Origin of the sequence: Amycolatopsis sp. NPDC051373 (assembly GCF_040689465.1) — a bacterium.
GTDB lineage: Bacteria > Actinomycetota > Actinomycetes > Mycobacteriales > Pseudonocardiaceae > Amycolatopsis.
Map to the genome: position 1 here is coordinate 1 of NZ_JBFBAE010000012.1, position 18999 is coordinate 18999.

General features: G+C 67.1%; 13 protein-coding genes and 1 pseudogene. 7 read left to right on the forward strand and 7 right to left on the reverse strand.

The features are described from left to right. The first annotated feature begins 389 nt into the window (after positions 1 to 389). The 3 genes from AB0383_RS22750 to AB0383_RS22760 all read left to right on the forward strand — a co-directional run bounded on the left by AB0383_RS22750 (position 390) and on the right by AB0383_RS22760 (position 3247). The gene (locus AB0383_RS22750) at positions 390 to 752 is read left to right on the forward strand and encodes a type VII secretion target (RefSeq protein WP_364190771.1); all 363 of its coding nucleotides are present in this window, start codon (positions 390 to 392) and stop codon (positions 750 to 752) included. A 71-nt stretch (positions 753 to 823) separates the two neighbouring features. Continuing rightward, a complete protein-coding gene (locus tag AB0383_RS22755) occupies positions 824 to 2581 on the forward strand; it encodes a hypothetical protein (RefSeq protein WP_366188453.1) in 1758 nt (585 codons plus the stop codon). Between the two features lie 36 nt (positions 2582 to 2617). Further along, positions 2618 to 3247 (forward strand): EndoU domain-containing protein, encoded by a 630-nt coding sequence (locus AB0383_RS22760; protein ID WP_366188454.1) that lies wholly within the window; start codon positions 2618 to 2620, stop codon positions 3245 to 3247. 447 nt (positions 3248 to 3694) lie between these two features. Here the strand turns inward: AB0383_RS22760 and AB0383_RS22765 are convergent, their stop codons facing one another. Then, complete coding sequence (locus AB0383_RS22765; protein WP_364189983.1) at positions 3695 to 4549, reverse strand: LLM class flavin-dependent oxidoreductase; 855 nt, start codon at positions 4547 to 4549, stop codon at positions 3695 to 3697. A 130-nt stretch (positions 4550 to 4679) separates the two neighbouring features. Beyond that, a pseudogene (locus AB0383_RS22770) lies at positions 4680 to 5620 on the reverse strand (SDR family oxidoreductase). A gap of 202 nt (positions 5621 to 5822) precedes the next feature. On the opposite strand from AB0383_RS22770, the gene AB0383_RS22775 reads away from it, so the two are divergent. Then, positions 5823 to 6497 carry a DUF4232 domain-containing protein gene (locus AB0383_RS22775; RefSeq protein WP_364189986.1) on the forward strand — a complete coding sequence of 225 codons (675 nt, stop codon included), beginning with the start codon at positions 5823 to 5825 and terminating at the stop codon, positions 6495 to 6497. A gap of 123 nt (positions 6498 to 6620) precedes the next feature. Here the strand turns inward: AB0383_RS22775 and AB0383_RS22780 are convergent, their stop codons facing one another. Further along, the gene (locus AB0383_RS22780; protein ID WP_366188455.1) at positions 6621 to 7781 is read right to left on the reverse strand and encodes an acyl-CoA dehydrogenase family protein; all 1161 of its coding nucleotides are present in this window, start codon (positions 7779 to 7781) and stop codon (positions 6621 to 6623) included. Between the two features lie 68 nt (positions 7782 to 7849). Further along, positions 7850 to 8497, reverse strand: coding sequence for a response regulator transcription factor (locus tag AB0383_RS22785; protein ID WP_364189992.1), 648 nt, complete (start codon positions 8495 to 8497; stop codon positions 7850 to 7852). A 251-nt stretch (positions 8498 to 8748) separates the two neighbouring features. On the opposite strand from AB0383_RS22785, the gene gcvH reads away from it, so the two are divergent. After that, a complete protein-coding gene (gene gcvH, locus AB0383_RS22790; protein ID WP_364189995.1) occupies positions 8749 to 9150 on the forward strand; it encodes a glycine cleavage system protein GcvH in 402 nt (133 codons plus the stop codon). Between the two features lie 34 nt (positions 9151 to 9184). Here the strand turns inward: gcvH and AB0383_RS22795 are convergent, their stop codons facing one another. The 3 genes from AB0383_RS22795 to AB0383_RS22805 all read right to left on the reverse strand — a co-directional run bounded on the left by AB0383_RS22795 (position 9185) and on the right by AB0383_RS22805 (position 16327). Continuing rightward, positions 9185 to 10360, reverse strand: a complete 1176-nt coding sequence (locus AB0383_RS22795; RefSeq protein ID WP_366188456.1) for a serine hydrolase domain-containing protein — start codon at positions 10358 to 10360, stop codon at positions 9185 to 9187. Between the two features lie 161 nt (positions 10361 to 10521). Beyond that, positions 10522 to 13233, reverse strand: coding sequence for a BTAD domain-containing putative transcriptional regulator (locus AB0383_RS22800; RefSeq protein ID WP_366188457.1), 2712 nt, complete (start codon positions 13231 to 13233; stop codon positions 10522 to 10524). A 337-nt stretch (positions 13234 to 13570) separates the two neighbouring features. Continuing rightward, complete coding sequence (locus AB0383_RS22805) at positions 13571 to 16327, reverse strand: AAA family ATPase (protein WP_364190037.1); 2757 nt, start codon at positions 16325 to 16327, stop codon at positions 13571 to 13573. A gap of 107 nt (positions 16328 to 16434) precedes the next feature. On the opposite strand from AB0383_RS22805, the gene AB0383_RS22810 reads away from it, so the two are divergent. Next, positions 16435 to 17289: a DUF427 domain-containing protein gene (locus tag AB0383_RS22810; protein WP_364190004.1), complete on the forward strand. Its 855-nt coding sequence runs from the start codon at positions 16435 to 16437 to the stop codon at positions 17287 to 17289. Further along, entirely contained in the window at positions 17289 to 18995 is a 1707-nt protein-coding gene (locus AB0383_RS22815) for an MOSC domain-containing protein (RefSeq protein ID WP_366188458.1), read from the forward strand. The genes AB0383_RS22810 and AB0383_RS22815 overlap by 1 nt, the downstream gene beginning before the upstream one ends. The last annotated feature ends 4 nt before the right edge of the window (positions 18996 to 18999 follow it).

The following is an 18999-nucleotide window of genomic DNA, read 5'->3' on the forward strand; positions in this document are numbered from 1 at the left end:
GGAACGAACGCTGCCACCCCTTCATCTGGACCAAAACCGCCGACGAGATCCTCAAGAAGTCCAACCGTCAGACCACTTCAAACACAGACCACTAGGTTGCTTCGACCCCCTGATCAAACGATTACGGATGGAACATCTTCGAGTGGTTGTGCGCCGCTTGTCCATGTGGACATTCACAACGGTCTCTTTGATCATAATTCTCGCGATTCTTATCCGGTAAATTCGGGGAGTCGCGAGTGCAACCGCCTTGCGGAGTCGTTGATCGCAGTAGTCGCCGCGCGCCGTGCGGGATCCAGCGGTCTGCGGGCGAGTCGTCGGCATTGCACTACAGGCACTCGGCAGACGGAATGCGGTGTTGTGACTCAATCGAGCATAGGTGAGGAAACTTCATGTCGAGCGGATTCGAGCTCGTGCCGGATGAGCTTCGAGCGCACTCAGCCCACCTCGACGGACTGGTCGATCGGTTAAACCAAGCCATGTCCGCGGCGCGGAGCGTGAGTGTCGACAACTCCGCCTACGGCATCCTCTGCGCGTTCCTCCCGCCCGTCGTCAACGCCACGACCCAACAGCACGCGAACGACACCCTCGGCGCGGCGGTCAAGGGAATGAGCTCAACGGCGGACAACATCCGGACCGCCGCGGCGAGCTATGACCAGCAAGAGCACAGCGCCGCGACACCGTTCCGCAACGGCATCGATCTCAACGACGTCGGGCCAGGCTTGGTCCGCCCGACACCCCCGGAAGCCTCGTAGAAGCCCGCTGTTTCGCATCCGGCGCACAGGCATCCGGAACCGCAACCTCGATGATGTGAAGGACGACAAGGGTGAGCAATCCACTGATGGCCCAGCCGGTGAGTTCGACGACACCATTCACCGGCGCATCGTTGCTGGAAGACGCCGCCGGCGTGAAGGACAGCATCGAAAGCGGTGACTGGGCTTCGGGTGTCCTGGGGATCGCGGACACTGCACTGGATGTTCTGGGGTTCGTCGAGGATCCGTTCGGCACGATCCTGGCTCAGGGACTGGGCTGGCTGATGGAGCACGTCGGCCCACTGAAGCAGGCGCTGGACGCGCTGGCCGGGAACCCCGACGTGATCACCGCGCATTCGCAGACCTGGCAGAACGTCTCCCAGGAGCTGACCTCGATCAGTGTCGACCTCGCCGATTACGTCACGGCGGACGTCGCCGGCTGGGAGGGGCAGGGGGCAGACGCCTACCGGCAGCAGGCCGGCGACATCGCCAAACTGCTGAGCGCGGCGAGCCAAGCGAGCGCCGGCACCGGCAGCGGAGTGGCCACCGCCGGCCAGGTGGTGGCCGCCGTGCGCGCGCTGGTGCGGGACACGATCAGCGAAGTCGTGGCACGCATGGTGTCCTGGGCGTTGCAGGTGGTCGCGACGCTCGGCATCGGATTGACATGGGTGGTGCCGCAATGCGTTCAACTGATCGCCAAAACCGCCGAGAAGATCGCTCGGCTGGTCAAGAACCTGATCAACGCGATCAAGACGCTGATCGGTTTGCTCGACAAAGCTGGGGGGCTGTTCGACCACGCCACGTCGGCGCTCCAGGCCATCGAACAGGGCACCGCAGCCACGAGCGCTGCGCCTAGCCTTATGCCCGGTTTCTCGAATTATTCGATCAAGGCACGTCGTCCGTCAAGTGGCGGATCGGGTAGCTTGCCCCCCGTCGGCCCGCCCACCACACCCAGCAGCACGCCAGCGGCCAGATCGCCAGTCGGGTCGGGTTCCACGAGCGCCACCGGGCCCGATTCGAGGTCGCCGATGGCGCCTGAGGAGATCGACGCGCAAGGATACTTTCCCCAGCGACCGCAGCAGGGCCCCATCGGGGTGCATGGGGGTCCCCCGTACTCGTCCGCCCCCGAAGGCCCGTGGGCGACCCCCGTCCCAGAGGACGCCCACAACCACGTCATCTTCGGTGATCTGAAACCCGGCAGGAAACCGCCGGGGTTCACCGGCGGCCACGTTCCGGCGGTGAGCATTCCGCCCGACACCACGTTCCCCGCGGGACACGGCACCGGTATACGCCCGAATGGGAACCCTAATATTCCGCCACGGCCGCAACCGCTCCCGACTCCGCCGAACAGCGGTCTCATCGGCGGCCACGACCCCGCTGATCCCGGGGTGCCCGGCGTCTACAACCTTCCCAGGCCGCAGACCGTCGATACCGATGGAAAGACCTATACCAAGCCAGGCATTAGCACTACCTACCCGGACGGAATGCATCCCGGACTGGTGCAGAACAGCGGTAACCAGGCGTGGAACTTCGGCAACCCCAATGGCGGTTTCCAGCCGAACGGCCCGAAGACCAACAGCTTGGACCCAGCAGGAGGACGATGGCAGGGACAGGCCCAGATTCCGTTCACCCCGGTCTGGAACCCGGCCAGCGACCCCGGGCTGCCTCCGCACGGAGCAGCTGATCCCGACAACAAGTGGGCCGGGCGGATCATGAACGTTGACGGCTTCTACGGCGGCGACGGCGGCCCGAGGACCTACTGGCCCGACACGGACAGTCAACGCCCGCCCCAAACGTCTGGCTCGAGCAGCCCACGACCACCAAGGCGCTAGGAAGGTGACGTCTGTGCAACGGAAGTTTGGCCAGCGGTGAACCGTCTCTTCGGAATCAGCTCCTCGATCGAGATGTCGTTCGACTCACTGCGCAGACTCCGCATTGTCGCCCCCGAAACGCACTTGCCGCTGGCGGCGTGGCTGCACACCGATGTCCAGCCCAACATCGCCGGCCTCGACGAGCTAGGAGACTTACTGGATCGCTGCCGCGCGGAAGAACGGACCTTGATCGGGAACAGTTGCAGCGTTGACTTCGTGAACGAACTCGTCCTGCTGGAGAACCGGTACGAGACCTGGCCACGACACGTGGTTCCCCAGCGCGCGTTCTGGTCGGTACTCCGGGGCTTCCGTGCGTTTCTCGCCACTACGGTTCACACGCCCGCCCTCGCTCGCCCGGCCGACTATCCGGTGGTGCTGCGCATGACCACGGAGCGGCAGCCGGGGAGCGGTGGCAAACCGGTGTTCATCAACCACACCTATTTTCCGGCCGATTGGACGGTCGACGAGGTGAGACAGGCCGGCGACGGCGCGTGGCGATCGGAGGAGGCGCTACGCGACGAAAAGACGGGGGCGTGGTCCGGCGTGTGGCGGGGCCTCGAGCTGGCCGGGTACTACAACGTCGGCACCGGAGAAGTCCTCACCTACTTCCCGGTGATCTCACCTTGACGGTGAGCGTCTCCGAGAAAGATCGCGACCGGCCCTCGACGTCTGAAACCTTGGCCGGCCCTTTGCCCGGTGGCGCAACACCTTCGACCAGGCCGCGTTGCAATAGCGGATTCAGGTCAGCCGGTTCCACGGCGGCGCCACAGGCGGTTCGATGCGGCGAGCGGCGCCGCCACTTGATGCCTGCGTGTGTCGTCGCGTGGTCGAAAGCCTCTACTCAAACCAGATCGGCGTTCGAGGAGACCTCGAGCCGGGTCCCGTCCGAGGCTGGAGTAGCCGCCGCCAGGTCGGGGAGTTGGTTGCGTTGTCGGCGGCATCGACTACGAGCCACGCTTGCGCGGGAGCAGGTTCGCGTCGTTCTCGTGCGGGGCGGGGAGTAGGTCGCGGCGTCCCGGAGGCGCCGCGACCGCGGGAAGCCGAGGCGCGCCGCCTCGCTGTCCCGGCCTCCGCTCAGAGCACGATGTCCGCGAGTCGCTCGATGTCGGTGACGTCGTCGGTCGTCGGCATGACCAGGAGTTCATCGGTACCGAGCTCGGCGTACTCCTTCACTACCGTGCGCACCTCGTCTGCAGTGGTGCGCACACCGCTGCAGACGAAGTCGGCCAGCTCGTCACCGCCGGTGCTGTAGTAGTCGCGGACGTTGGCACGGCCGCGATCCGGGTCGCCGAGGGAGAAGTAGGCGAGGCCGACGAGGCGAGGATCACCATCACGGCCGTGCTCTTGCCAGGCCGTGCGCGCCTTCGCGAACGCTTCGCCGGCCATTTCCGCCGGCACCGTGCCGGCAACGTAGCCCTCACCCCATCGAGCCATGCGGGCCAGTGCCGCCGGCGCCGATCCACCGAACAACAGGGGAACCCGCCGGCTACCGCTCGGCACCGCCGCGTTCTCCCCTCCCCCGACCGGATCACCGTTCCACACGCTGCGGTAGGTCTCGAGGTCGCCGTCGATCCTCCGGCCGAGGCCCTTCGGGCCACGACCCTCGACCACGAAGTCGTCCGGGCGTCCGCCGATGCCGACGCCGAGCGTCAGCCGGCCTCCAGATACCCCGTCAATGCTCGCCACTTCCTTGGCCAGCAGCGTCGCGGGCCAGACGGTGGCCAGCAGGACGTTGGTCAGCAGGCCGATCCGGCGCGTCGCGCCGGCGGCCGCCGCGAGGGCGACGGTGTCCATCACCCCGGGGAAGGCGATGCGGCCAACGGTTCCCAGCGTCGAGAACCCTGCTTCTTCCGCGCGAGTCGCGATCGAGGGGATCACAGTCGGGTCGAGGTTGCGCACCTGATTCGGAAGGCCGGTGCCGATCTTCATTCGCGATTTCCCATCTTGATGCTCTGATCGTTTCACCTGAGCTGGCTCGCCGAACGACGATGTCGTGGCCCGGCGGGACCGCTAAATCCAGGTAGTTGGTGGTGCTTCGAACAAAATGGGGCCACAGTGATCAGCCCTGCACCTGCCCGCCATCGAGAACCAGGTCGAATCCGGTGTAGAAGCTGCCGTCCTCACTGGACAGGAAAAGGACCGACTTGGCGATCTCGGAGGGTTGCGAAATCCGCTTGACAGGCAGGGCCTCGGCAAGCATGATCCGCGCCGCGCCTGCGGCCTCTTTGGACGGGTGCTGTGCGTCCAGCATCGGCGTGTCCACTGGTCCTGGACTGATGGAGTTGACTCGGATTCTCGGTCCCAGCTCCTTCGCCCAGGTCCGTGCGAACGAGCGGACCGCCGCCTTGCTGGCCGGATAGGCGGTGTAGCCAGGCATGCCCAGCACGTGCCCGGTGGAGGCCACAAGGGTCATGCAACCGCCATCGCGCATGAGCGGCAGCGCCTTCTGCGCGCTGAAGAATGTCCCACGCGCGTTGATGTCGAAGTCTTGTCGTACTGCTCAGGAGTCGAGTCGGCGAGCAGCACCTGCTCGCCGATCGCCGCGCTGGTCACCAAGATGTCGAGGAACCCCTTTTCCTCCCGCACCGTGGTGAACACCCGGTCGAGATCGTCCAGGTTCGCCGAGTCCGCTTGCACGATCGAGACGTCGTGTCCGATCTGCGCACGAGCCTTCTCGACCTCGGCCAGTCGCCTACCAGCAATGAAGACATACGCATCTTCGGCGACGAACAACTCTGCCGTAGCCAGTCCGATGCCGCTGTTGCCTCCGGTGACGACCGCGACTTTTCCGTCCAGTTTTCCCATTTTTTTAGCCCCCTCGTTCAGGCATACCAGGTACCGCGAGCATGAAGGACGATGACCGAAACACCGATCCGGCATTGCGCAAAGCGATGCCGAACTATCTTTTCGATAAGAAGTGTGACGTAGCGCGAGTGAGTGCGCTGCTGCGACCCAGCACGAACAGGGCACGTCGTCCTCGCGATCGTTCACACAGGTCATTCAATCATGGGAAGAGATCGTATCTCATCGTGACCTCATGGATCATGAACGAAAAGCTCACAGTCATTGACCTCGCGGTCAATCCAGGTTCCGGGCTTCTGCTCCGTGAGCTGAATTTCCCCAACGGACGCAACCAGGCCACCGCCCCGAGCATCTTTCGGTACACAAGCAGTGGATGAATTCAATGGGGAATGAGGTCACAATGTTTTCACAGCGGATCACTGTTTCGTCCTTGGTACTGGCGGCCTGCGCGATGACGGTCGCGTTGACTGCTGCCTGTCAGGCGGCTCCCGACGTCGGGGGATCAACCTCACCTGGCGACCAGGCGGTCACCTCGGCGAGCCCCACGCCCGCACCGACGGTGGCCAGCAGCGCTGCCGACGCGACACACGACCGGAAGCCCGCAGGAGCCGCCGAACCGCCCCGGCCTGTCACGCCGGAATGCAAGGCTGGGCAGCTGAAGCTCAGCTTCGGCGAAGGTGAAGGGGCGGCCGCGGGGAGCAACAACTACGCGCTCCAGTTCACCAACACCGGGGAAAACCCATGCGTCATCGTCGGCTTTCCTGGTGTGTCGTTTGTGGCGGGAGATCAAGGCCGACAGGTCGGGAAGGCTGCCTCCAGGGTCGGCGCCAAAGGGCCGCAAATCAACCTTGCACCGGGTCGGATGGCCTCGGCGCCCGTCTCCGAAGCGGATGCGCTCGCGTTCCCGCAGAACACCTGCCGGCCTGTGCCGGTCCGCGGCTTGCGAGTTTATGCGCCTGACGACACCGCTGCCGAGTTCATCCCGTTCAGCGGACAGGAAGTCGCCTGCAGCGAACTCCCTACGAGCCAGCTGTCCGTGAAGACGATCGTCGCCGGTGACGGCAGCATCAACTGATGCGGATGCCGAGTCCGGTCTGTTCCTGACGGCGAAGACCGAGATGCCCGGCCGCTGCGCGTAGCGGCCGGGCATCCATGCGGTGTCATTCAGGGCGGTGACCCCAGTCGGACTGAGATTCCCTCAGAACAGGGGAACCCCAGGGTCCATACCGAACCGCACTCGGCCGACAGCTTCGAAGTAGCCGGCGGCGTGGTTGACGTGCTGGAGTGCCACCATGCCGTCGCGGAACTGGCGCTCGACAGGGTTGCCATCGTAGATCGACGACGAACTGCCGAGTTCGTACATGGCGACCAGCACCTCACGGCTCACCTGCGCGGCATGGCTCATCGCGGCGCGCAGGGTTGCCCGCTGGCCGAGCGTGACCGGGGTGGCGGTTTCGCCGGCGGCATCGATGCTTTCCGCCGCGTCGAGTAGGTAGTTTCTCGCGGCCTGGAGCGCTGCTTCCGAGCGGCCCATGACCGCGTGAGTGGTAGGCAGGTCCGCAAGCACCGCTGAGGACAGCACGCTCTTTTTCGTCTTGGCCAGGCGGACGGTCTCGTCGATGGCCGATTGCGCCACGCCGAGCGCAACAGCGGTGCACCCGGGGAACACGAGGGTCGGTGTGAATCCCCGGTACAAAGGCCGATCGATCCTCGCCGGAACGTCGAACCGCGCTGCCAGCTCCGCGGGAACGACGACGTTTTCGGCGGTGACGTCGTTGCTGCCACTCCCGCGCATGCCATTGACCTGCCACGTGTCGTGCACGGTGTACTGGCCCGGGCGGAGAAGGAACAGCCGGACATCCGGTGCGCCCTTGTCGGTCATCACAGGCTTGCCGTCGCAGGTGACCACTGCGATGACCGAGAGCCAGGTCGCGTGGCGGATTCCGCTGACGATCTTCCATGTCCCGGAAACGCGGTACCCACCCTCGACCGGCACGGCCACGCCAGGGCTGCCGGAATTCGCGAAGATCGGCTCGTCGCCGTTGCGCCAGACCTGGTCTGCACCCGTCTCGTCCAGTAACGCTGCGAGGAAGCCGAAATTGGCGTTCCACACGATCCAGCCGACAGATGCGTCGATCCGGCCGAGGCCCTCGTATACCCTCAGCGCGGCAGCCAGCGACACCTCGTAACCGCCGAACTCCTTGGGGGTCAGCAGGCGAAAAGCCCCGACCTCCCGCAATTCGTCGATCAGTTGCGCGGGAAGATCACTGTTCTTGTCAATCTCTGGTTGTGCCGCCCGGATAGTGGCCTTGAGTGCGGCGGGTATCTCAGATGGGTTGGTCGAGTTGCCTAAATTCATAACCCCTTCAACGAGTACTCACCTGATTTCGTTTGCATCACGGCAAAAACCGCCTTGTGATCTGCCGCTCAGAGGACTCCGGCACGCAGGGCGAACGCGACGGCGTGCACACGGTTGCGGAGGTTGTGCCGTGTCGTGAGGGAGTGCAGGACGAGTTTGATCGTGCTTTCCGAGTACGTGAGTTCCCGGGCGATTTCCGAAGTTTCCGCCCCGTCGGCGAGCAAGCGGAGAACCTCGACTTCGCGCTCGGTGAGGCCGATGCTGTTCACGCCCATCCGGTCCCGTGCGTCACGCTGCATCTGCCGCACCAAGCGGATCAGCTTGCGGAGGGTCTCCCTGGGCATGACACTGTGCTGCCGCGCCGCGCCCAAGACGGCGTCGGCGAGAGCAGCACCATCGGCCGATTTGCTGTCCACGATGGCGACGACACCGTATTCGATCATGGCGAGCAACGATGCCTCAGGGACTTCGCCGGTGAGAAGGACGACCGGCACCCCACAAGTCCTCCGAGTCCTCAACTCGTCCATCGTGCCGGGATTCACCTGCGTTGTTGCCAACACGAGGACGTCGGGACGCGTCCCCTCCCGGGCCCGGGCAATGCCAGCGTGGCTTTCGAGGACCATCGTGAGACCGGTGGTGGTCAGGGCATCCGGTCCCGCCACGTGGACACGGGCTTCCTCCGGTTGGTACCACGGCCTGGCCGCGATCTGGTCCATCGGCGTTGTTCCTGTCTGTCGTATGCACGCGATGACCTCAGGGTGCCGCCGCGGCATTGGTGGGGTGTCGACAGACTCTTTATTGCGGACCGTGAGCACTCGAACACGAGAAGCATGCCTGTCGGCAGCCAGGCCAGAGTGACGTATCGTTCTTAGCCGTTCGGTGAAACACGCCCCGTGATGGAGGCACAGCGCTGTCCAGCGGGGCTTGAACTTCCCATACTGCGGCAGCGAGAAAGGGCGGTATTGCGATGGCCGACTTGGACCCCGAAGTCAGGTACACGGTCCACCATCAGTGGCTGCGTCTCCTGCCGGACAACCTCGCTCGGATCGGAATCTCCGACTTCGCCCAGGACTCGCTGGGTGACGTCATCTCGGTATCCTTGCCATCGGTCGGAGACGCAGTCGTCGCGGGCGAACCATTCGGCGAGGTCGAGTCGACCAAGAGCGAATCCGAAGTCTACGCACCGGTTTCCGGAACGGTCACATCGGTGAACGACCTCCTCTCCGACAGTCCGGAGGTCATCAACGACGACCCGTACGGTGACGGCTGGTTGCTCGAGGTGAGAGTGGACCCGGCCCGCCGAGAGCCCACTTCCGGCGAGCTCAAATTGCTGACTTCCGATGAGTACCAATCCCTCACGGAGGGTTGAGCAAACGGGGCCTTGGCCTGAGGTCATGCCGGAGTCATCTGATCACGGTGGTGGCGTCGGAGAGGCAGGCGTAGGTCGCCTCGACCAGGACCATCTTGCGGGGATCGTCCCGCAGCGAGGTACCCATCCGGTTCATCACGTAGCTGAAGCCGACACCGCGTTCTACGTCGGCGAAGGCCGTCGAACCCCCCCAACCATCGTGGCCGAAGCTTCGGGAGTTGGGGCCGAAGCTTCGCTGGTGGCTGCCCAGAGTGAAGCCCAGGCCGAACTCGTTGTCCAGCGCCATGACCACATCGCGGCAGCGGCCCTGTCCGGTTCGGCCGAACTCGATCGTCTCGCGCCGGAGCAGCCGTTCCGAGTCGTCGACCAAGGCACCGTAGATCGTCGCCAGGCCGTAGGCGGTTCCATGGCCGTTGGCTGCGGGGATCTCGGCGACGCGCCAACGAGCTGAATTCACGTTCTTGGTCAAGGAGTGCGGATTGCCCAGCGCGGCGAGGGCCGCCCTCGTGGGTTCGGCCGCGAGGGCATCGGCCACTTGCTCCGCACCGGCGGCCGGCTCGACGATCGTGGAGCACCGCTGGAGGTCGCTGCGGTCCAGGCCGATGTGGACGTCGGCGTTGAGCGGTTGCGCCACGTTGGCACGGAAGAACTCGCCCACCGTCTGCCCGGTAATTCTCCGGATGACTTCGCCGACGAGATAGCCGTAGGACAACGCCTGGTAACCACTGACAGAACCTGGCTCGAACAAGGGCTCCTGTGCCGCGAGCACGAGCGTCATCTTGGGCCAGTCGAGCAGGTCGTCGACGCCGAGGGGGTGCTCCGGGGGCACTCCGGTCACGCCGGAGCGGTGGGACAGCAGCCAGCGGACGGGGATGTCGCCCTTACCTGCACTCGCGAACTCGGGCCAGTAACGAGCCACGGGCGCGTCCACGTCGAGGTCTCCACTCTCGACCAGCTGTAGCGCGGCGATGGCCACCAAGCCGTTCGTGGTCGACCAGATGTTGGTCAGGGTCTGCCGGCGCCACTCGACAGCGCACTGCGGATCCACCCAGCCACCCCACAGGTCGACCACCGCGCGCCCGCGCACCACGACGGAGACCGCGGCGCCCAGTTCACCTCGTTCGGCGAAGTTGCGCTCGAAAGCAAACGCGACCTTTTCGAAACCATCCGCGACTTCTCCGTGGACGGGCGCGGGCGAGGAGACGGGCATCTGGCTTCCTTCGGTCGAGGCGCGTCGCTTTGTGCCGTGGTTCGGGCTCTCGATCCTGCGCCACCACAGAGGCCGCCTGGTACGGTTTTGGCCGGAGAGCCGACGAACTTCGCACCCGCAGGCAGCTCCGCACCGCTTACGCACCACGAGATGCCGATGCTTCACGGCGATTCTGCCTGCCCGCTCAGGCCCGCCAGCGCGGCTTGCGCCAATCGTGCTTCCCGCCCCCGTTGTTGTTGCTGGAAGAGCTCCAAGGCTTGCCCGAAGTTCTTCTCCGCCAAGTCGTCGCGGCCGAGGGTCCGGTAGGTGCAGCCGAGGGTGTACAGCGTGTCGGACACGGAGAACAGTTCGTCGCCGAAGAGCGCGACCGCCTCCTCCAGCCGGTCGACGGCTTGTTCGAGGTTTCCGGTTTCCGCGAGGATCGTGCCCAGGGTGTCCAGGATCGTCGGGCGGAGCTTGTGCGCCTCCGCTTCCTCGGCCAAGGTTAGAGATCGTTCGGCCATCTCCCGGGCCTCCGGGTACCGGTGTTCCAGCTTCATGCACCAGGCGAAGTGGTTTGCGATTGTTGCTCGCAGCGCCGCAGACTGGCCGGTCACCAGCCGCCAGGCCGAGGAGATCGTGTCGAGTGCCTCGCGGGTGTGTTGCTGTCGCATGTGGATCTCGGACAGCACCTGCAAGCTGAGGACTTGCTGGACCACATCGGATGAACGCTCGGCGATGGCCAAGGCCCGGCAGATGTGGTCGAGTGCTTGTTCGTGGTTCCCGGTGCGGGTGAGGGATTGTGCGATGCAGCGGTGGGGCAGGCACTCGAGGTTCTCGTCGCCGACAGCGTGGGCCGCGGCCAGCGCGTCTTGCCAGATGCTCAGCGATTCGCCAGGGTTGCCCTGCGTGGCGTACAAGGAACTGCTGCCCCAAGCGAGTTGCCATACGGCTTCGTGCCAGCCGAGCATCTTTGCCGTCACGCGGACAGCCGCGATGTTGTCCGCTTCGGCGGTCACCCATCGCAGCGCCTCGCACCGATCGCGCAGGGGCACCGGCGTGCAGCCGACGGGCAGCGGAATGGGGCTAATGGGTGGACGGCCGGGGTCGGCGAGCTGCACAGTGCGAACCAGGGTGTGCAGGTAGAACGAGACGAGCCGACGCAGGCCGGCTTCACGCCGGTCCAGGCCCAGGTTTCGTTCCGCTTGCTCACGCGCATACGCGCGGACGAGGTCGTGCATGCGAAACCGTCCCGGCTGGTACTGGCGGACCAACGACGCTCGCTCGAGGGCGCGAAGGGCGGTGCGGATGGCGGCGTAGGTCTTCCCGGCCAGAGAAGCCGCGGTATCGAGAGCGATATCGGCGCCCGGGGTCAGACCCAGCAGCATGAGCAGATCCGCAGCTTCGTCGTCCAGCGCCGCGAACGATGTCAGCAGCACCGCCCGGATACCGAGATCCGCGTCCACGTCCAGCGCGTTCAGCGTCGAGCTCGCGTCCACGAGCTCGTCGGCGAGCGAAGTGAGCGAGAAGTCCGGATGTTCCTGTGCGCGGCCGACGACGATGCTCAGCGCCAGGGGGAGACCGGCACAGGCGTCGACGAGACGCCTGACGGCCGCGGGCTCTGCGGACGCGCGCGCGGGGCCCAGCCGGGTCACGAGGAGATCGTGAGCGTCGCTGTCGTCGAGGACGTCCAAGGTGATCAGATCGGCGCCGTGGCGCGAGACGAGTCCCGTCAGCCGGGTGCGGCTGGTGACCACGACCGAGCATTGTGGGTTGCCGGGCAACAGTGGCGTGATCTGGTCGACGTCGCGTGCGTTGTCGATGATCACGAGCAGACGCTTGTCCGCCGCGAGGCTGCGGAAGAGCCCGCTCATCGCGGCGCCGTCCCGAGGGATCGCAGCGGGTTTCACCCCCAGGGCGATGAGGAACGTGCGCATCGCGGCGTCAGGGCACACGCGTTCCCCGGACGGGTCGAACCCACGCAGATCCACGAAGAGCTGCGCGTCGGGGTACTCGCCGACGTGCTCGTGCGCCCAGTGCAAGGCGAGCGCGGTTTTGCCGACACCGCCGGGGCCGACGATGACCGAGACGGGCGCCGGCGTCTCAGACAAGACCTCCAGTTCCTTTTCACGTCCGGTGAACGAGCGGGGCGGGGCCGGTAGCTGGCGAGGGATCAACGGCGGTAGGACATCCTCGTCATCCAAGTCATGTGGCTGAGGGCTGATGACGCCGGGTGCAGACTGCCTCCGCGGTTCGCTCATCTCGGCATCGCCGGTGAGAATTTCCTGGTGAACGGCCCTCAGCGCAGGCCCCGGGTTGACGCCGAGTTCGCTCGCGAGCAGCTTCCTGACCTGCTGGAAGTGCAGCAGCGCTTCGGCCTGCCGGCCGGTCCGATGTAGCGCAACCATCAATTGGCCTGCGAGGCGCTCGTCGAAGGGATACTGCTCGACGCGGACGGTAAGTCCCGGCAACACCTGCGCGTGGCGGCCGAGTTCGAGCGCCAAATCGGCCCTGTCCAGCAGTACCCCTGCTCGTTCGGCGTGCAGCGCGGCCCGGAACTCGCGCAACCACGGACTGTCGAGCCCGGCGAACGGCTCGCCGCGCCACAGGCCGAGTGCGTCGTCGAACAGCGCCAGCGCGGCCTCGGCCGCGGCGGCGCGTCGGGAGCGCCGTACGAGCTCCCGGAACCGGTGGACGTCGACGTTCTCCGGAGGAGCGTCGAGTACGTAGCCGTGGCCACGGCGCACGATCTGGTGCTCATCCGCCAGTGCCGTGCGCAGGCGCGAGAAGTAGCTGTGCAGTATGCCGCGGGCGCTGTTCGGCGCACGATTTCCCCACACCCGCATGACCAGGTCGTGCAGCGAAACGGGCTGCCCGGCATCGAGGAGGAGCACAGCCATGACCGTGCGGGGACCCGTGGCGCCCACCGGGTGCAGCACGCCGTCGCGGAGGACTTCTACGTTGCCCAGGAGCTGGAAGTCAAGTGACATCACGCACCAGCCCTAGCCCGTTCTCCCCCGCCTTCGCCGCCTAGTGAGCGCACTCCTGAAATGCTGTGCCGCCCTGAGGAAGGGCGAGGGTGAGGTTGGAGTGCCTCGATCCACTTGCCGCACCTTACCTACCGGCGTGGCCAGAACCGGCCAGGGAAACCTTACAGTTCCATTAGGCAGTGAGAAGTTGTGTCTGCCAAGGCATCGCCCAGACGAGGTGCCTTGGACTCGCCGCGTCAGTTCAGTGCGGCAAGACCTGGACGAGCTGGCTGCGTGATGTGACGCCGAGTTTGGTGAACACCTTGTGCAGGTGATACTGCACAGTGCGCGCGCTGATGAACAGGCGGGTCGCGATTTCCGGGTTCGATAAGCCGTCGCGGGCCATCGCGGCGATCTGCGCTTCCTGTGCCGTCAGTTCGTCGAAACGCACGGCGTCGACCCGCTTCCTGACGGTGCTGCCCGCGGCGCGCAGTTCACGTCCGGCCCTGTCTGCGAACGCACGTACTCCCATGGACTCGAGCTGCATGTGGGCCGTACGCAGGTGTTCGCGAGCGTCGAGGTGCCGGCGTTCCCGCCGCAGCCATTCGCCGTAGAGCAGGTTGGTGCGGGCGAGCTGGACGCGCATCCGCGTGCGGCCGAGGTGCTCGAGCGATTCGCGGTAGAGGCCCCCGGCTGCGTTCGCTTGGGCCAGCAAGGCTTCGCTGCGCAGCTGCATGCCCAGAGCCCAGTCGCTGCCGGCGGCGTTCGTCATCGCGGTGAGGCGGACATGAGCGTCGAGCGCGAGGTCGTGGTGGTCGCTGCGCACGGCGGCCTCGATCAGTTCGGGTAGGACCCAGACCAGCTGCCCGGGATCGTGGTCGTATTCGGTGGCGCGCAGCGCGGCGTCGAGCGCCTCGTCGTAGCGGCCGAGGCCGTTGCACAGCACCGCCATCGCCCACTCGGCGAACGTGATCCCTACCCCCTCACCGCGGCTGGTCACGTCGCCGATGGCGTCGTGGATCACGGTTCGCGCCACGGTCTCGTCGCCGCGGAACGCGGCCAGGCCCAGCGCGCCGTAGGGGGCGATGTTGCTGCCCGTCAGTTCCTCGATGGCGCGGACCTCGTCGCTCAGCGATGCCGCGCCGGCGAGGTCGCCGGAGAACAGCAACAGGTACGAGCGCGACGTCAGCGCCAGGGGGAGTTCGCTCAGCGCGCCGGTGTCCCGGGCGAGGCGGAGATGACGGGCCGACAGCGCGTCCCACGTGCCGTCGTCCCAGATCCGTAAAGCGATGATGCTCGCCAGATACAGCCAGTGCAGCTCCTCCTCGGCCGGCATGCCGGCGCCGAAGACACTTAGGCCTTTACGCAATGCCGGCAACCCGGCCGCGTAGGTGTCGTTGACGGAGATAGCCAGGCCGTCCAGGAGGAGGTCTGGCGCGTTGGGTTCGCGCTGCGGCGGAGGAGCGCTGGCTGCCGCCTGCGCGACCTCCAGCAGATCCCCGCCCGGGCCTGCGAGGCGCCCGGCGAAGATCGCGGCGTGCAGCGCGTCCAGGTAGGTCGCCCGCGACAGTTCGGGATCGACGGTCTCCAGCCGCCGGGCCGCGTGCACCAGCAGAAGGGGCGCGTCGCTACCGCGGTTCGTGACGAAGGCCAGCTGCGCCCGGATGAGGCCGGCCTCCGCGTGCTGGAGGTCGGTCGATGGCCCAGCCTCGGCGAGGACAAGCAGGTCGACGGTCGCGTCGAGTGCGCCGGCCGCCAGCGCGGCCTGGGCCGCGGACAATGCGCGCCCCACCCGGCGTGCGGGGTCGGGCGTCAAGGCAGCCGCGTGCTGCAGGAACGCGGCTGCCGCGGCAAGGCCGGCGCGCGCCATGGCGCGATCCGCCGACAATTCGAGTTCGGCGGCAACGTCTTCGTCGGGCCCGGGTGCAGCCTGTGCGCGATGCCAGGCGCGGCGGTCGGGATCGGCCCGCGAGTCGGTGGCTTCAGCGAGCGCGCGGTGCACGCGAAGCCGCTCGGCCGGCGTGGCCGAACGGTAGACGGCGGAGCGCGCAAGGGGGTGCCGGAACCGGATGTGCGCACCCAGGACAGCCAGCCCCGATTCCTGCGCCGCCGTCGCGGCGTCGGCTTCTATTCCGAGTCCGGCGATCGCGCGGTAGACAAGGGCGGGATCACCGGATGGGTCGCTCGCCGCGGTGAGCAGCACGAGCCGGGCAGGCTCGTCGAGCACGCAATAGCGTCGGCCGAAGGTGCCCTCGATACTCCCCGGCAACGGCGTTGCGCCGAGGAGCCCGAACCCGCCGGCAAGTTCGGCCGGAGTCAGGCCGAGGGGGAGTTCCAGGAGCGCGAGCGGATTGCCGTCGGTCTCGGCCACGAGCTGGTCACGTACGCGGGCGTCGATCGGGCCCGGGAGCACCGCGTCGAGCAACGCCCGGGCGTCGGTCGGGCGCAGGCCTTCTACGCGGAGCCCGGGCAGCGTGGCGAGGTCGCCACCGGCGTCGCGGGTCGCGAACACCACGCCGACGGCTTCGGCCCCGAGCCTTCGTGCCACGAAAGCGAGGATCTGCGCCGAGGTGCGGTCGAGCCACTGCTGGTCGTCGATCAGGCAGAGCAGCGGCTCGCGCTCGGCGGCCGCGGAGAACAGGCTCAGTACGGCGAGACTCACCAGCAGCCGATCGGGCGCCGGCCCGGCGCTGAGCCCGAACACCGTGCCGAGCGCCGCGCGTTGCGGTTCCGGCAGCTCAGCGAGGTGGCCGAGCAACGGCGCGCACACCTGATGCAGCCCGGCGTACGCGACCTCTATTTCCGACTGGACGCCGCCACCCAGCACCACTCGGCATCCCGGCGCGCCGCTGATGTGCTCCAGCAAGGCGGTCTTGCCGACGCCGGGTTCCCCGTGCACCACCAATGTCCGGCTCTGGCCCGCGCAAACGTCTCTCACCAGTGCGTCGAGCACTGTGCATTCGGCGCGCCGGCCCACCAGGTCCGCTGCGCGCCGCGCACCGGACGAGTCCGACGGCATCCGCACCGGCTCACCGTACCTCGCCGGGTCGCTGGCCACTGGCGGATGCATCCCGTCCGGCGGGTGGAACACAGTGGGGCGTCCACCGACGTGGAAGGGAAGGAACAATGGGCCTGTCCTGGCAGCAAGGTCCGCTCGCGCCGGGCGCGGTCGGCCGGTTCCTCGTGCCGGATCCTCTGCCTGAGCGGATGCCGTTCGCCGAACCGCTGCGCCGGCGGATGCGCGTGCGGTTCGGTGAGACGTGGATCGCCGACAGCGAAGACGTGGTGCTCCTGCACGAACCCGGCCGGTACCCGGTCGCCTACTTCCCGGTCGGTGACGTCGTCGACGGCGTTCTGGAGCCGACCGACCACACCACTCGCCACCGCGACTTCGGGCCGACGGCGTGGTACACAGTCGCCGCCGGGGACGCCGTCAAGCAGCGCGCGGCGTACGAGCACGTCGAACTGCGCGGCCACGCGGCCGAACTCCGCGGACGCGTCGCCTTCGCGTGGCGCGCGATGGACGCGTTCTACGAGGAGGATGAGCGCGTGGTCGGGCACGCCGCTGACCCCTACCACCGCATCGACATCCGCAAGACGAGTCGGCACCTGACCGTGCACCACGAAAGCCGGGTCGTCGCCGACAGCACCCGACCGCTGGCGCTGTACGAATCCGGTTTCGCACCACGGTGGTACTTGCCCCGCGACGACGTTGACTTCTCGGTACTCGCGCCCGCCAAGGGCCAGACGTTCTGCCCGTACAAAGGAATCTGCAGCTACTTCGACATCGCCGGCCAGCGCCGAGCCGCATGGTCCTATGAGAGCGCGTGGTCGGGAGTGCAGCAGGTGTCCGGATTCGTCTCATTCGAGCCGGACAAGGTGCAGGTGCACCTCGATGGCGTCCACCTGCGACTCGAACCCGGTCAGACGGTGGTCGCGCACGGCCTCGACCGCGACCTGACCCTCGACGAGGTGAAGTGATGACCGCGACGCTCCTGTCGGTCAACCTCGGCATGCCGAAGGACGTGTCCTGGCAGGGCAAGACCGTCCACACGGGAGTGTGGAAGAGGCCGGTCGAGGGGCCGGCGAGGGTGCGCCGGCTCAACATCGACGGTGACGGGCAGGGCGACACGGCCGGTCACGGTGGGGAGCAGCGCGCGGTGTTCGTGTACCAGCTCGACTCGTACCGGCATTGGGAGAAGTATTTCGGCCGTGAGGAGCTGGAGTACGGGTCGTTCGGAGAGAACTTCACCGTCGAGGGTCTGGCCGATGCCGAGGTGTGCATCGGGGACCGTTACCGCATCGGTGAGGCTGAGTTCGAGGTGACCCAGCCCCGGGTGACGTGTTATCGCGTCGGCCTGCGGATGGGAGAACCTGAGTTGCCGGCGTTGCTGGTGGCCCACCACCGGCCCGGGTTCTACTTCCGGGTGCTGCGCGAAGGCCACGTCACAGCCGGCGACGAGATCGTCAAGACCCACACCGGGCCCGGCGCGCTGAGCGTCGTCGACGTCGACGCGTTGCTGTACCTACCCGACAAGGACACCGACAAGCTGAAGCTCGCCGCCGAAATCCCCGCGCTGAGCCCAGGCTGGCGGCAGTCGTTCGAAGACCTGCTGGCCGCCCAGGACACCCCGGCCGGGCCCGCGTGGGACGGCTTCCGGCCACTACTGGTCACTGCGGTCGAACCCGAAAGCACCTCGGTGTCGTCGGTGTACCTCGAAGCCGAAGACGGCGGTGCGCTCCCCGCCACGCGCGCGGGCCAGTACCTGACGATCCGGGTCGCTGGGGCCGCCACGCCGGCGCCAGTGCGCAGCTACTCCCTCTCGTCCGCCCCGGGGGCGGACGGCTACCGGATCAGCATCAAACGGGAAGGCGTCACGAGTACCTATCTGACCACGCAGGTGGCGGTCGGCACGACGCTGGACGTCGCGGCCCCGCGCGGGGACTTCGTGCTCGGTGACGACGCAGGTCCGGTGGTGCTGGTCTCGGCCGGCATCGGTGTCACGCCGGTGCTGGCGATGCTGTACGACCTGGTGGCGCGCGGCAGCTCGCGCGAGGTGTGGTGGATCCACGGTGCGCGCAGACCGGCGGAGCACCCGCTGGCGATCGAAGCGCGCGAGCTGGTGGCGTCCCTGCGACAGGGTTGCTCACACGTGTTCTACAGCCGGGCGACGGAGGCCGAACGTAGGTTGGCCGGCGCCCGGGCGGGCAGGCTGACCAAGGACGCGCTGACTGAGCTGGGTGTGCCCGCCGACGCCACCGCCTACGTCTGCGGGCCGGCCGCGTTCATGACCGACATGACCGCCGCGCTGACCGCGGCCGGACTCGACCCGGCACGGATTCACACCGAACTGTTCACCGCCCGCGACGCCATCAACCCCGGGCTCGTCGGACAGACCAGCCGCCCACCGCACCCGCCGACAGGCCCGCCCGGCACCGGACCCTTGGTGACCTTCGCCCGCAGCGGCGTCGCCGCCCCGTTCCCCGGCGGCAGCCTGCTGGAATTCGCCGAAGCCTGCGACGTGCCCGCCCGCTGGAGCTGCCGCACCGGCGTCTGCCAGACCTGCCTCACCCCCGTGCTGTCGGGCGCCGTCGACTACGCGCCGGCACCGCTGGAGCCACCGGCCGCCGGCCAGGCGCTGCTGTGCTGCTCCACCCCACACGCCGACCTCGTCCTGGACATGTGAAAGG

Excerpts from the sequence above, each read along its gene's own strand:
- AB0383_RS22775 (WP_364189986.1), top strand. The coding sequence starts at position 5,823 with ATGTTTTCACAGCGGATCACTGTTTCGTCCTTGGTACTGGCGGCCTGC.
- AB0383_RS22765 (WP_364189983.1), bottom strand. The coding sequence starts at position 4,549 with ATGAAGATCGGCACCGGCCTTCCGAATCAGGTGCGCAACCTCGACCCG.
- AB0383_RS22780 (WP_366188455.1), bottom strand. The coding sequence starts at position 7,781 with ATGAATTTAGGCAACTCGACCAACCCATCTGAGATACCCGCCGCACTC.
- AB0383_RS22815 (WP_366188458.1), top strand. The coding sequence starts at position 17,289 with ATGACCGCGACGCTCCTGTCGGTCAACCTCGGCATGCCGAAGGACGTG.
- AB0383_RS22810 (WP_364190004.1), top strand. The coding sequence starts at position 16,435 with ATGGGCCTGTCCTGGCAGCAAGGTCCGCTCGCGCCGGGCGCGGTCGGC.
- AB0383_RS22805 (WP_364190037.1), bottom strand. The coding sequence starts at position 16,327 with ATGCCGTCGGACTCGTCCGGTGCGCGGCGCGCAGCGGACCTGGTGGGC.
- AB0383_RS22750 (WP_364190771.1), top strand. The coding sequence starts at position 390 with ATGTCGAGCGGATTCGAGCTCGTGCCGGATGAGCTTCGAGCGCACTCA.
- gcvH (WP_364189995.1), top strand. The coding sequence starts at position 8,749 with ATGGCCGACTTGGACCCCGAAGTCAGGTACACGGTCCACCATCAGTGG.
- AB0383_RS22795 (WP_366188456.1), bottom strand. The coding sequence starts at position 10,360 with ATGCCCGTCTCCTCGCCCGCGCCCGTCCACGGAGAAGTCGCGGATGGT.
- AB0383_RS22785 (WP_364189992.1), bottom strand. The coding sequence starts at position 8,497 with ATGGACCAGATCGCGGCCAGGCCGTGGTACCAACCGGAGGAAGCCCGT.